The sequence below is a fragment of the Vreelandella azerica genome (assembly GCF_013112225.1).
GTDB lineage: Bacteria > Pseudomonadota > Gammaproteobacteria > Pseudomonadales > Halomonadaceae > Vreelandella > Vreelandella azerica.
In genome coordinates, this window is sequence record NZ_JABFHI010000002.1 from 636352 (window position 1) to 649751 (window position 13400).

A 13400-nucleotide genomic window follows, 5' to 3' on the forward strand; every position below is an offset into this window, starting at 1 on the left:
CCCAAAATTTGGACAGGTGCCTAAGCTATGATTCATCATCTCCACAAGGAGGAGAATCATGAGCAAGAAACGCAAACAATACAGCGCATCATTCAAGTCCAAAGTCGCTCTGGCCGCCATCAAGGGCGACCAGACCACATCCGAAATTGCTGCTCGTTTTCAGATCCACCCCACCATGGTCAGCACCTGGAAGCGCGACTTGCTGGAGAACGCTACCGACCTCTTCGAAGGCAAGAAGAAGGTCGGCAAGCAATCCGATGAGCCCAGCACAGACGAGCTGTACCGTGAGATTGGTCGACTGACGGTGGAACGCGATTTTTTGTCGCGCAAGCTCGATCAGTAAGCCGCCAACAGCGGTTGGCAATGATCGAGCGTGGTCATCCCCAAATCAGTCTTTCACGCCAGTGCGAGCTGCTCAAGCTGAGCCGCTCATCGGTGTACTACGTCCCTCGTGAGCCATGTCAGGAGGATCTGGACCTGATGTATCTGATTGATCAGCAACACCTGGAAACGCCGTACTATGGCTCTCGCAAGATGCGTGCCCATTTGCAGCACCAGGACTATCGGGTCAATCGGAAGCGGGTGCAGAGGCTGATGCGCACCATGGGCATTCAGGCGGTGTATCCACGCCCCAGAACCAGCATTCCGGGCGACGGGCACAAGGTTTATCCGTACCTGCTCAAAGGGCTGAAAATCGACCGCCCCAACCAGGTGTGGGCAACAGATATCAGCTATATTCCGCTGGCCCGGGGCTTCATGTATCTGGTCGCCATCATCGACTGGTACAGCCGCAAGGTGCTGTCCTGGCGGGTCTCCAACACCATGGACACAGACTTTTGTGTCGATGTCCTGGAGGAGGCTCTACAGCGCCATGGAGCGCCGGAGATCTTCAATACCGATCAGGGTGTCCAGTTCACCAGTGAGGCCTTCACAAACGTTCTCAAAGATCATGGCATCCGGATCAGCATGGACGGCAAGGGCTGCTACCATGACAATATATTCGTGGAACGGCTCTGGCGCAGCGTCAAATACGAGTGTGTTTACCTTGCCGCTTTCGAGGATGGACAACACTTGAAGCAGGCGCTCCACCGGTACTTCTGGCATTACAATCAGACCCGGTACCACCAAACCCTTGATTACCAAACGCCCGATGAGGTGTACTACGGGCAACCCATATCTCTGGCAGCCTGAGTCAGGGAAACAACCGGATTATAGCTTAGGGATACCATCAGGTTGTCCAACTGATTGGGTCCACCTCACTAAGTGCTGCTAAGGGAAAGTATCACCTCAATGGTCAGCCTGTCCGGAACTGGGCGCTCGGTGACGTGATAGGCTTTTTGCCCCAGCAATGGGATCTGTTTGATATGAGCCTCGCAGATAACCTGCGCTTGGCAGACCCGCAGGCCAGTGATGGGATGTTGTGGGAGATGCTCGACTCGCTGGCACTGGGCACCTGGGCGAGAGACCTGCCTCATGGTCTGGATACCCCCATGGGTGAATATGGTGCAGCTGTGTCCGGTGGTCAGGCCCGACGGATTGCTCTGGCGAGAGTTATGCTTGCCAGGCGACCGATCCTGATACTCGATGAACCCTTGGCAGGTCTGGATGAGGCTACCCGTAGTACAGTGGTGCAATGTCTGGTTACGTATCAGTCTGAAGGACTACTGATCATTGCAAGCCATGTACCTGTTAAAGCTGCAGATGCAAGAGGTGGTCAAGAGGGCGGTAGAAGAGAAAGCGTTGAAAAAGTGCAACAGCTGATTCTTGATAAAGACGGCATGGCGCTGTCTCTGGTTCCGTGAATGCACTTTTATGGCGCATTTCAATCCCTGAAGCGGCGATGCCTGCCCCATAGTAATGCTTGAATAGGGACGTTCAGGGCCACTTTCAAGATGCCAGGGCGGGTTAAAAGCAATATTGGCACGCAACCTGCAATATCCCGGTAAAAGTCTCTATCGTAGGTGGTGTATGTCGTCGCAAACCAGTTTTTCGCAACCGGGTTGTTCAAGTACTGGCCCTTCACCAATCACCACGTCAACGCCGGGAAGGTACGCGCAGGATGCCGTGCGACCCAGGTTGTTATTCAGTGATCTGGATGGCTCCCTTCTGGATCATCACAGCTACGACTGGGCACCGGCTGCTCCCTGGCTGGCGCGCCTCTACCAGCTGGGCATTCCGGTGATTCCCGTTACCAGTAAGACCCGCAGTGAACTGCTGAGCCTGCGTAAGGCGCTGGGGCTTGAGGATCTGCCCTTTATTGCAGAAAACGGCGCAGTCGTCGGCCTGCCATCGAGCTGGTGCCATTCCGGGCTTGAACGCCAAGCGGGCAGTGATGGACTGGTGATTAAGACGCTGGGAGTGGATATCGGCTTTATCCGCCAGCGCCTGCGGGTATGGCGTGAGCGCCTGAAAGAAGCGCCAGGCATTCGTTTTACGGCGATGAGCGAAATGACCCTGGATGGGCTGAGTACTTATACCGGCCTGAGTGACCCGGAAGCGCGGCTGGCGCGGATGCGCGAGGGTAGTGAGCCGCTTGTTTGGGAGGGTAGTGAGGCGGGCCTGGAAACGTTTCGTGCCAGCCTGGCCGGCGATGACCTGCAACTGGTCCAAGGCGGGCGTTTCTGGCATGTCACCGGTAAATCCCACAAGGGCAATGCGGTCAGCTGGATGATCGAGCGTTTTGCTGCCCTGCGCGGCGTCACCCCGCTGACGCTGGCGCTGGGCGATGGTCCCAACGATATCGCCATGCTGGAAGCCGTTGACCAGGCCGTGGTGATTCAGGGCTGCCACGGCTTGCCGGTGGAGCCTCGCCAGACGGCGCTTTACCGCACAGCCGCGGCAGGCCCCAAAGGCTGGGCAGAGGGAGTGGAGTACTGGTGGGGGCGAGTTGACCGCCGGTTAACCCCGGCGGCCACTTCCCCCTCGACCTATGCCTATACCCACACGCTTGCGGAGCTGACGTCATGAGTGATTTCCATCAGAACGGTATCATCACTGATTTTCACAACCTGACCCATCGCTCCGTTGAAGCCCTGGAAGCGGATCTGGTGCGGTTTTCCCGGCGCCGCCCGATGAGCCTGATCCTGCCATCGCTGTATTCAGAGCTGGAAGGCCCCGCACTTGCGCATATTGTCGAGGAAATTGCCAAGGTGCCTTATCTGGCAGAAGTGGTGATCGGGCTGGATCAGGCCGACCGTGAGCAGTTTCAGCATGCCCGCGAATTTTTCTCACGTTTGCCTCAGCGTCACCGTATTCTATGGAACGATGGGCCGCGCCTGAAAGCCCTGGATAGCGAGCTGGAAGCCCAGGGTTTATCGCCCCAACAGCCGGGCAAGGGGCGTAACGTCTGGTTCTGCGCTGGCTTTGTGCAGGCCTCGGGGCGCAGCGCTGTGGTGGGGCTGCACGACTGCGATATTCTCACCTATGACCGCAGCCTGCTGGCGCGGTTGTTCTACCCGGTGGCGCATCCGCATTTCAACTACGAATTCTGCAAGGGTTATTACCCGCGCATCGCTGAAGGCAAGCTTAATGGGCGGGTCTCCCGGCTGATGGTGACGCCGCTGCTGCGCGCGCTCAAGCAGATTCATGGCCCCTTGCCCTACCTGAATTACCTGGACAGCTATCGCTACGCGCTGTCAGGGGAGTTTTCGATGCGCACCGAGGTGCTGGAGGCATCCGCATACCCGCAGACTGGGGGCTTGAGATTGGGGTGCTGTCCGAAGTGCATCGTAATTATTCCACCAAACGGCTGTGCCAGGTGGATCTGGCCGACGCCTATGATCACAAGCATCAGCCGGTATCCGAAGAAAATGCCGCCGCAGGGCTTAATCGGATGAGCCTGGATATAGCCAAGGCGCTGTATCGCAAGCTGGCGACCCAGGGTGTGACCTTCAGCGCTGAGGGCTTTCGTACCTTGAAGGCGACTTACTATCGTCTGGCGCTGGATCTGATTGAAGCCTACGACCACGATGCGGTGATGAACGGCCTGAGCCTGGACCGTCACGCCGAAGAGCGCGCGGTGGAGCTGTTTGCTGCCAACCTGCTGGAAGCTGGTAATGCCTTTCTGGATAACCCCGGCGAGCGGCCCTTTATCCCTAGCTGGAACCGAGTACGTGCTGCCATCCCTGATCTGGCAACACGTATGTATGCGGCGGTAGAGGCAGATAACGACAGATCCCAGACGCCCTAGCGGCCTGGGCGGTCAACCACCTTGCGTCATCAACCACAGTACGCCGTAGGGGGCCAGCGTGGTCTGTGTCTTTGGCCATGTCTCCTCGGTGAGAATATCCTGCCAGTGACAGTCAGCCAGTGTGTGTTCGAGAGCGTCAAGCGGCTGGGGCGTATCAGTGACGTTATGAATGGCTAGCAGGCAGCGGCTATCCTGCAAAGGGCCGCGCTCAAAGGCCAATAGGGTCGAAGGTGTTTCCAGTACCCGCTGTCCGGCATCCGGGTGAAAGCAAGGCTCATTGCGGCGCACGGCCAGTAGCTGCTTCAGGGCAGCGAAGGTATCGTGAGTCGTCGTGCTGGTAGTTGCCAGCAAGCGCTCTAGCTCCTCGCGCTGCCAGCGGCGCCGGTTGATCGAGCGCAGGCGGCCGCTGCGTTCCACGCCTTCCAGGTCATTCAGGGTGCCGGTCAGGGTATGGATATACATGGCTGGAATGCCCTGCAAGCCTAGCATCAGCTGCTGGCCACACAGAAAGCGCGGCACCTGCCAATGATCAGGCCCCCGGCGCGTGCCCTTCATGGCATCAAACCAGGTGATATTGATTTCGTAAGGGCTGTCGCTACCGTCTGGCTGTCGGCGCATGCTGACAAAACCGCCAAAACGGTGCATCAGTTCGGTCAGTGCTTCCACCTCATAGGGTTCCAGCCAGCCTTCCAGCGGACGCACGCCGATACCGTCATGGCTGGCGGTGAAGTTGAGGAAACTACAGCCGGGGGCAGTTCGGGCAGGCTTTTCAGCCAGCTGGCCAGGGTGCCCGCCTCGCCGCTGGTCAGGCTATGCAGCAGCAGCGGGGGCAGCGGGAACTGATAGACCAGATGGGCTTCATCCGGCGGCGTATCAGGGGTGACCCTTTCCAGGCCGAAATAGCTGATATTCTCGCTGTGGGGCACATTGGTTTCGGTCAGCAGCAGGGTGCCGGGGGCGACATGGTCAACCACCGCCCGCAGCAGGCGCACGACTTCATGGGTTTCTGGCAGGTGAATGCAGTCAGTGCCGACCTTTTTCCACAGATAGGCAATCGCATCCAGGCGGATGATTCGTGCGCCCTGCTGCAGGTAGAACAGCAGGATGCCGATAAACTCGAGCAGTACGTCCGGGTTTTCAAAGTTGAGATCAATCTGGTCATCCGAGAAGGTTGCCCACAGATAGCGGGTGCCCCGTCGGGTGGCTATCGGCACCAGCAGCGGGGAGCTGCGCGGCCGCACCACGGCGGAAAGATCCGTTTCCGGGTCCATCTCATGAAAGTAGTCGCGCCCAGGCTGGCTGCCAGTCAGATAGTCGACAAACCAGAGTGATTCCCGTGATACATGGTTCAGCACCAGATCCACGGCCAGGTCGCCGTATTGGGCCAGTTCACGCACCTGTGGCCAGTCGCCTAAGGCCGGGTCGACCTCGCGGTAATGGATCACCGAGAAACCGTCGTCGCTACTCCATGGGAAAAAAGGCAACAGATGCACACCGCTGAACGTTTCCGTCAGGTGCTGGTCAAGAAAGGTTTTAAGTACCGCCAGTGGCGGGGTGTCAGCATCGTCTTGCAGGCTACTGCCATAGCTGATCAGCCATTGATCTTTTTCGCTCCATAAGTGGGCATCGGTCTGTGCAGGAAAGCTGGGCGCCTGATGCTCAAGCAGGGTGTGCAGGCGGCGCAATACCTCATCGGCACGCGGGCCATAGAGTGCTTTCAGGTGAGTGTCTGCCCGCTGATCAAAGGCAGCGTCATCAAGAGGGGTAATACGCGATGGAGTAAAAGGCATCAGATAGCTCCCGCAGAGTCATTATCTGTTATGAATCGTCTTCCGATCTTCTGAGAATAAACGTTACTCATGACTCATGCAGGGAGCGTGCCAACCGCCTAGCGACGCCTTGGGCCATACTGTCGATACAACCAGAGGGTATCCACGCCGAACGAATACACCAGTACGACCAGGGCACTAAGCGCCAGCAGTAGCGCCGCCAGTCCGGATGCCCAGGGCGTCAAGGCCAGCAGCAGGGCGGCAATCTGCCAGACGCATACCGCCTTGCGGCGCAGGCTGTCATACAAGGCTTCCTGCAACCAGGGGTAACGCGTGCCAGCCGCCACAAAAGCGTAGCGCATGGCGCCGATCAGCAGCACCCAAGGGCCTGTTGGGGTCTTCAACATGACGCCAACGCACAGCAGCAGAATCAGCAGGGCATCCAGCTCCATATCAAAACGCGCCCCAAAGGCGGTCTGCGATCCGGTGCGCCGGGCCACCCAGCCGTCCACGCCATCCAGTAGCAGGGCGATCAGAGCGACCCCCAGCCACTGCCAGTGGCCGAGCGGCGACAGGGGCATCCAGACACCTGCAGCGACAATGGCGACCAATACCGCCCGCAGTAGCGTGACCCGATTGGCCCAGCCCAAGGGGCCGCCTGACCAGAACGCCATGACCAGCCCCGCGATCAGGGTATAGAGGCCAAAAGCCAGCCCCCAGGCGAGCAGGGAGCTGAGCAGCTGAGGCAGGCTAGCGCCTAGCACTACCAGCATTAGTGCACCAAGAGAGATTTCCGATAAGGTAAACAGCGCAGCGGTGTAGCTGCCTGTCCGCTGGGCCTTGCGATAGATGGTCATAAAACCTCCCTGGATTCTGGGGCACGCATTATTAGCACAGAAAAGTTGTCAAAAGTTCAAAGTGGTGCAAAGCTAGCAGTATGTAACATTCTTGTAGAAGAAGTTGTGGCTGTCGAGTGTTAGTGTTTATTCATGCCAGTTACTCACATTAGCGATTCAACCCAGGGATGATGTCTATGTCTCACCAAAGGGCCACATTTCAAAGGGCTACCTCATTTTGGCTGACTCGGCCAGGTGTTGCCGAACTGCGTGAAGAAAGCCTGCCACCCATGGCCGCTGATGACGCCTCCTGCGTTGAGGTGCAAACCTTGTACAGCGCTATCAGCCGTGGCACTGAGGCATTGGTGTTTCACGGGCGGGTGCCTGAATCGGAACATCAGCGCATGCGCGCGCCTTTTCAGCAGGGTGAATTTCCCGCCCCGGTCAAATATGGCTATAGCAGTGTAGGCAAGGTGATCAAGGGCCCTGAAGACTTGATCGATCAGACGGTATTCTGCCTGTTTCCCCATCAGGATCGTTATCAGGTGCCGATCAGTGCGGTGCAGCCGGTGCCGACGGCAACGCCTGCCAGCCGCGCCGTACTGGCGGCCAATATGGAAACGGCGATCAATGGCGTCTGGGATGCCAGCCCGCTGCCGGGGAACGCATCACTATTATAGGCGCAGGTGTGGTCGGTGCCCTGGTGGCCTACTTGTGCCAGCGGATTATTGGCACTGAGATACAGCTGATTGATATCAACCCTGCCCGCCAAGTCCTGGCGGATGCCTTGGGCGTAAGTTTCTGTACGCCAGAGCAGGCGGCTGAGGATCAGGATCTGGTGATTCATGCCAGCGGCCACGCCGATGGGCTTGCCACGGCGCTGAGGTTAGCGGGCATGGAAGGGCGGATTATCGAAATGAGCTGGTTCGGTAACGGCAATGTCAGCGTACCTCTGGGGGCGCTTTTCATTCGCGGCGTCTGACACTCCGGGCCAGCCAGGTCGGGCAGTTGCCACCCCATCAGCAGCCGCGCTGGGATTACGCCCGCCGCCTGCAACTCGCCCTGCGCCTGTTGGAAGACCCACGGCTGGATGCCTTGATCAGCGGTGAAACCCTCTTTGCCAAACTGCCTGAAGAAGCCCCCGGTCTGTTGGCTGCGGGTAGCCCGGTGCTTTGCCAGCGTATCGTTTATTAATTGAATGAAAAGGAGCTTTTATGTACCGCCTGAGTGTGCGTGACCATTTGATGATTGCCCATAGTTTCAAGGGTGAGGTGTTTGGCCCGGCCCAGAACATGCATGGTGCCACCTATGTGGTGGACGTGGCCTTTCAGCGCTCAGCGCTGGATAGCGACAACCTGGTGATTGATATCGGCCTGGCCAGCGATGCCCTGAAAGCCATTTTGGCCAAGTACAACTATTGCAACCTGGATGAAGTGGAGGAGTTTGCTGGCCAGAACACCACCACCGAGTTTATGGCCAAGGTGATATTCGAGCGCCTGGCGGAGGCTATCAAGGCCGGCACCCTGGGAGAAACCGCCAAAGGCATTGAGCGCATTGAGGTCAAACTGAACGAATCACATATCGCCTGGGCCAGCTTCGAGGGGGCGCTGTGAGCCATTGTTTGACGCTGATGGTGGCGGGGTCGCCGGACCAGCGCACCGGGGGGGTATCTGTACGACGCCCAGATAGTCGCCGAGTTGCGTAAGCAGGGCTGGGATATCGAAGTGATAGGCCTTGATGGGCGCTTTCCCGATGCCGGCGAAGTGGCGCAGCAGGCACTGGACACCGCCTTGAGTCAGCTGCCAGAGAGCCATCCGGTAATTATTGATGGCCTGGCTATGGGTGGCCTGCCTGAGGTCATTAAACGTCATCAGTCACGGCTTTCGATCACCGCCCTGGTGCATCATCCGCTGGGCGATGAGCGAGGGCTGAGTGGTAATGAGCAGGCGCGCTTTCACCGCCTGGAGCTTGAAGGGCTGGCAGCTGTCAGGCAGATAATTGTTACCAGTGCCTTTACCCAGCGCCGCTTGAAGGCCCTGGCAGCAGACTCTCAGGTATCCTTGCCTGCCATCAGCGTGGTAGAGCCAGGCGTGACGCCTGTTGCAGAACCCGGTGTCGCTAGACGCTCCAAGGCGTCTTCAACCTTGACGCTTTTGTGTGTAGCGACCCTGACGCCGCGCAAAGGCCAGGATCTGTTGGTAGAGGCGCTAAGCCGCCTCACGCATCTGGATTGGCAGTGCGACTGCTACGGCAGCCTGAGCCGCGATCCGGCCTTTGCTGATAGGGTGGCTGCCCTGGTCGATCAGCATGGCCTGAGCGAGCGTTTCCTGCTGCCCGGTGAGTGCGATCAGGCCCAGCTGGAAGCGGCGTATCAAAACGCCGATGTGCTGGTGCTGCCCTCCTGGTATGAAGGCTACGGCATGGTGGTCAGCGAGGCACTTGCCCACGGCCTGCCGGTGATTACCACCACCGGCGGCGCCCTGGCGGATACTTTGCCCGAAGGCGCGGGCACTGCGGTGCCACCGGGTGATGTTGCGGCACTTAGCGCTGCCATCGAACGTTTTCTCGAAAAACCCGCCTTACGTGAATCTTTGACCCAAGGTGCCGACGCAGCCCGCCAACAGCTGGCCAGCTGGCAGGACGCCGCCCAGGCATTTGCCACCGCCCTGGCCATGCCAGCCGGTAGCCGTTTTGAAGCCGATTGGCTGGCCCTGCGTGAGCCGCTGGATGTGGAGGCGCGCAGCCAGCGGCTGGCAGGCTTTGCCGCTGACTGGCTCAAAGCCGCTACCCAGACGCCGCGGCTGGTAGATCTTGGCTGTGGTCGCGGCAGTAACCTGTGCTTTCTGGCCAGGCGCTGGCCGGGGCCGCAGCATTGGCTTCTGGTGGATCATGACCCCCAGTTGCTTAGCCAGGCCCGTCAGCGGGGTGGCATGCTACGCGATGCCAGCGGGCAGCCGGTTACGCTGCAGACAGCCTGCTTCTCGCTGAGTGAGCTGACCGCACGCTGGCCCAAAGAGGCGCACCTGATTGCTGCATCCGCATTGATTGACCTGGTCTCCAAGGAATGGATCGAACAGCTGGTTGAAGGCTGCGCCAGCCATCATCAGGCGCTGCTGGTGGCGTTGAGCGTGACCGGTGACTGGCACCTGACCGATGCTGCAGGTAACCGTTGCCAGCAGCCGGAAGACGACGCCATGCTTGAACGCTTTGTGGCTCATCAGCAGCGCGATAAAGGCCTGGGTGCGGCCTTGGGTGGGCATGCCCACGGCGTCTTGGTTGCCTGCTTGCAGGCAGCCGGTTTTGCGGTGGAAGAAGCCAGTACCCCTTGGCAGCTAGAGGCTGGCAATCAGGCCCATCGTGCGCTGCTGACTCAGCTGATTCAAGGCTGGGCCGAGGCCGCTCGGGAACAGTCACCCGATGCTGGCGCACAGATTGATGATTGGTGCGCGCAGCGTCTGCAAGCCGTTGAGGCAGGGCAGCTTGGTGCCCGTGTGGCGCATCGGGATCTGTTTGCAACGCCGCCACTAGCAGGTGTCAACGCATGATCCGCCGTCCAGCCATGCTGCGTATTGCCGTCAGCGCCATCGTGCTGCTGGGAGTAGTGCTATGGCTGGACCCACTGGCAGTGGCCAGTGAGGTGCAAGGTTTTTCGCTGCCCTGGCTGGCACTAGGGCTAGCCATCAGCGTGATACAGATGATGCTGTGTGCCTGGCGCTGGCGGCTGACCGCCGGTTTGATTGGTGTGCCGCTGAGATTTCGCTACGCTCTGGGGGAATATTACTTGGCCCAGTTCATTAACCAGATATTGCCGGGGGTGTGTTAGGCGATGCCGGACGTGCCCTGCGCCATGCCCACCAGACCCCTGCCGCCAAGGGCAGCGCCTGGCGAGCGGTGATTATTGAACGCGCCTCCGGGCAAATGGCCGTGGCCTTGCTCACCGCGCTGGCGCTGATCAGTTCGCCGCTATGGCATCAAACGCTTGGCGCCAACGGGTACCTGCTGCTGGCCACCGCGCTGCTGGTGGCCGGGGCGGGGCTTTGGGCGGCGTTGAGGTTTACCTCTCTTATTTACCAGCGCTTTCCAAAGATGGCCCGCTGGCTGAGCTGGGTCACGCCCCTCAAGCAGGATATTCAGCGTGGCTTACTCCAGCGGCGCATCTGGGGCTGGCAGCTGGGAACCTCATTGCTAGTGGTGTTCAGCTACGCCCTGGTGATGCTGTGTGCGGCGCGCGCCATTGGGGTAAGCCTGCCCGCCAGCCAACTGCTGGCCCTGGCCCCGGCCTTGCTGCTGGCCATGCTGGTGCCTTTCACGGTAGCAGGCTGGGGCGTGCGTGAAGGCACCGCCGCCAGCGTCTGGGTCTGGGTAGGCCTGGCGCCCAGCCAGGGCGTGGCGGTGTCGCTGGCCTATGGGTTGATGGTGCTGCTGGCGGCCTTGCCAGGGCTGTTGGTGGCCTTTAAACGCCGTGGCCAGGCGGCTCCTGATGATTCAGGAGCGGCGCAGGTCAAGGTCGAAAAGGGTGTCTTCGCCGAGCCGAAAACGCCTTGCCGTGGGGCGCAGAGCCGTCTCCAGAGTATCGATGGGCGGCAGCACAAGCCCTGGACGACCGGAGCCAATCAGCAATGGCGCCACCAGCAGATGCAGGTGGTTAACACAGCCCGCGTCGATAAATTGCGACACAGTAATACCACCGCCTTCGACCAGAACGCGCCGATAACCCAGGCTGGCCAAGGCCTCAATTACCGCCTGGGGCGCAAACTGCCCCTTGGTATTGATGGCAAGCGTTTGGCGGCTGACGTGAGCCGCTGGGGCGGGCCGTTCCACGTCAGGGCCGATCAGATGCAAGGTGGCGGCACTGGCATCGCTCATCAGAGCGAGGTCTTCAGGCACACGCCCGCGGGGGTCAAGCACTACACGCAGTGGGTGCTGACCGCTGACGTGCCGCACAGTAAGCTGTGGGTTGTCCGCGCAGGCGGTGCCGGCGCCGACGACTACCGCATCACACATGGCCCGCAAACGGTGCAGATGTACCAGGCTTTCGTGGCCATTAATGTAATGGGAATGTCCGCTTTCGGTGGCAATGCGCCCATCCATGCTTTGCCCAAGCTGGGCAACTACCCAGGGCGTTGTGGCCACCAGCGGCATCCAGCAGTCGAGCAGTTCGCTGGCTTCCGGCGTTACCGGGCGGGTGCTGTGCCAGCGGCCATCCGCACTGACCGACAGCGGCCCTTGGGCAACCTTCGTGCCGTGGCGCAGTGCCAGCAACCATTCCCAGGCCCTGCTCGGTTCCAACGGCTCCTGATGAGCCGGTACCCCTTGATCTTCAGCAGGCATAGCGCCTCCTCGCAGCTTCAGTTACCTCATCATGCGGCGCTGCCGAAACCCATGCAAGTATCGCCTATCCCCTGTGCCATATATTCTCTGTGCCATAAGTGAGGAAGTCATTATGTATCATATTGAACGCGCCATTTTTGATCTTCGCCGAGGGCTACCGGTTGTCATCGTGACGCCACAGTATCGCCTTTTGGTACAAGCCCTGGAAAACAGTGAATCCCTTTCAGAGCTGGCGGCGCTGGCCGGGAATCGACCCGCGATGGTGCTGACCCGCCATCGTCTGGCGGCGCTGGGCCACTCGATCAGCGCAGAGGCAGCGGTCCTGCCGCTGAGCGGCGATACCGACGCGGCGGATCTTTACCGTTTAGCAGTGGCCAAGCAGCCGGAAAAGTCATCCCGCCTAAGCGGTTTGATGCCAGCCGGGCCAGGGGAACGCGGTGCCCTGGCCTTGATGCGCCGTGCCTTGCTGCTGCCTGCCGCGCTGTGTGCCGATATTGCCAGTGAGCAGGAAGCCGAAATTGATCAGCGCCTGGCGCGTGGTGAACTGTTGAGCCTTTCCGCCGAGGATGCCCAGCGCGCCATTCACGGTGCGCCAGGCATGCTCAAGCGGGTCAGTGAGGCAGAAATTCCGTTGGAAACCGCCCAGCAGTCACGCTTTGTACTCTTTCGCGAACCGGATGGTATGCGCGAGCACGTGGCGGTGGTGATTGGCGACGCTGAGGGCAGCCAGGAGCCTGTGCCGGTGCGCCTGCATTCCGCCTGCCTGACCGGTGACCTGTTTGGCAGCCTGCGCTGCGATTGCGGCGAGCAGTTGCGCAATGCCGTGGCGGATATCAACGCCATGGGCGGCGGAGTGCTGTTATACCTGGCCCAGGAAGGGCGAGGGATTGGCTTGGCCAACAAGCTGCGCGCCTATACGTTGCAGGATGATGGTCTGGATACCGTAGATGCCGATCAGGTGCTGGGCTTTGGCGATGACGAGCGCCAGTACAGCGTGGCGGTGGATATGCTGCGTTCACTGGGCATTGGCCGGGTGCAAATGTTGACCAATAATCCGCTCAAGATGGCGGCCCTGCGTGAAGGAGGCATTGAAATCGTCTCTCGCCAGGCGCTTTATGGCAGCGTCAATGACCACAACCAGCGCTACCTGATGGCCAAGGCCCAACGCGGCGGCCACTATCTTCAGGATGTATTGCACAAGGCGCTTCCCGACCGGTAAACGGCCATCGATACCCGGCACTGGGTGCCGGGTATTTTGAACGGGAAAACGGTTCT

General features: G+C 59.8%; 11 protein-coding genes and 3 pseudogenes. 11 read left to right on the forward strand and 3 right to left on the reverse strand.

Annotation, left to right across the window (positions count from 1 at the left end):
- Window positions 1–58 precede the first annotated feature (58 nt).
- From HLB35_RS07005 to HLB35_RS07020, 4 genes and pseudogenes are all read left to right on the forward strand, one after another.
- Window positions 59–1191 (forward strand): IS3 family transposase gene (locus HLB35_RS07005; RefSeq protein ID WP_171702020.1). Its coding sequence is split into 2 segments (ribosomal slippage): window positions 59–329 and window positions 329–1191, totalling 1134 coding nucleotides; the frame shifts between segments, so codons are not numbered across the junction.
- Window positions 1192–1244: 53 nt separating this feature from the next.
- On the forward strand, window positions 1245–1802 hold the full coding sequence (locus HLB35_RS07010; protein ID WP_328731343.1) for an ATP-binding cassette domain-containing protein: 558 nt from the start codon (window positions 1245–1247) through the stop codon (window positions 1800–1802).
- A 262-nt stretch (window positions 1803–2064) separates the two neighbouring features.
- Window positions 2065–2967 carry an HAD-IIB family hydrolase gene (locus HLB35_RS07015; RefSeq protein WP_328731266.1) on the forward strand — a complete coding sequence of 301 codons (903 nt, stop codon included), beginning with the start codon at window positions 2065–2067 and terminating at the stop codon, window positions 2965–2967.
- Window positions 2964–4189 (forward strand): annotated as a pseudogene (locus HLB35_RS07020) (glycosyltransferase family protein). The gene HLB35_RS07015 and the pseudogene HLB35_RS07020 overlap by 4 nt, the downstream one beginning before the upstream one ends.
- A gap of 12 nt (window positions 4190–4201) precedes the next feature.
- On the opposite strand, the pseudogene HLB35_RS07025 reads toward HLB35_RS07020, so the two are convergent.
- Together HLB35_RS07025 and HLB35_RS07030 are read right to left on the reverse strand one after the other, a co-directional pair.
- Window positions 4202–5979: pseudogene (locus HLB35_RS07025) on the reverse strand (sugar phosphorylase).
- Between the two features lie 98 nt (window positions 5980–6077).
- A complete protein-coding gene (locus HLB35_RS07030) occupies window positions 6078–6815 on the reverse strand; it encodes a CDP-alcohol phosphatidyltransferase family protein (protein WP_171702022.1) in 738 nt (245 codons plus the stop codon).
- Window positions 6816–6991: 176 nt separating this feature from the next.
- On the opposite strand from HLB35_RS07030, the gene HLB35_RS18285 reads away from it, so the two are divergent.
- From HLB35_RS18285 to HLB35_RS17065, 6 genes and pseudogenes are all read left to right on the forward strand, one after another.
- A complete protein-coding gene (locus HLB35_RS18285; RefSeq protein ID WP_328731267.1) occupies window positions 6992–7474 on the forward strand; it encodes an MDR/zinc-dependent alcohol dehydrogenase-like family protein in 483 nt (160 codons plus the stop codon).
- An 8-nt stretch (window positions 7475–7482) separates the two neighbouring features.
- Window positions 7483–7776, forward strand: coding sequence for an MDR/zinc-dependent alcohol dehydrogenase-like family protein (locus HLB35_RS18290; RefSeq protein WP_328731269.1), 294 nt, complete (start codon window positions 7483–7485; stop codon window positions 7774–7776).
- Between the two features lie 26 nt (window positions 7777–7802).
- Entirely contained in the window at window positions 7803–7988 is a 186-nt protein-coding gene (locus tag HLB35_RS18295; RefSeq protein ID WP_328731270.1) for a hypothetical protein, read from the forward strand.
- A 20-nt stretch (window positions 7989–8008) separates the two neighbouring features.
- Window positions 8009–8407, forward strand: a complete 399-nt coding sequence (locus HLB35_RS07040) for a 6-pyruvoyl trahydropterin synthase family protein (RefSeq protein ID WP_171702023.1) — start codon at window positions 8009–8011, stop codon at window positions 8405–8407.
- A gap of 111 nt (window positions 8408–8518) precedes the next feature.
- Complete coding sequence (locus tag HLB35_RS07045) at window positions 8519–10339, forward strand: glycosyltransferase (protein ID WP_328731273.1); 1821 nt, start codon at window positions 8519–8521, stop codon at window positions 10337–10339.
- A gap of 14 nt (window positions 10340–10353) precedes the next feature.
- A pseudogene (locus HLB35_RS17065) lies at window positions 10354–11159 on the forward strand (lysylphosphatidylglycerol synthase transmembrane domain-containing protein); the annotation flags it as partial.
- A gap of 120 nt (window positions 11160–11279) precedes the next feature.
- Here HLB35_RS17065 and HLB35_RS07055 read toward each other — a convergent pair.
- A complete protein-coding gene (locus HLB35_RS07055) occupies window positions 11280–12125 on the reverse strand; it encodes a RibD family protein (RefSeq protein WP_171702180.1) in 846 nt (281 codons plus the stop codon).
- 112 nt (window positions 12126–12237) lie between these two features.
- Here HLB35_RS07055 and ribA point away from each other — a divergent pair, with 112 nt between their 5' ends.
- Window positions 12238–13344 carry a GTP cyclohydrolase II gene (ribA, locus tag HLB35_RS07060; protein ID WP_171702025.1) on the forward strand — a complete coding sequence of 369 codons (1107 nt, stop codon included), beginning with the start codon at window positions 12238–12240 and terminating at the stop codon, window positions 13342–13344.
- Window positions 13345–13400: the final 56 nt, after the last annotated feature.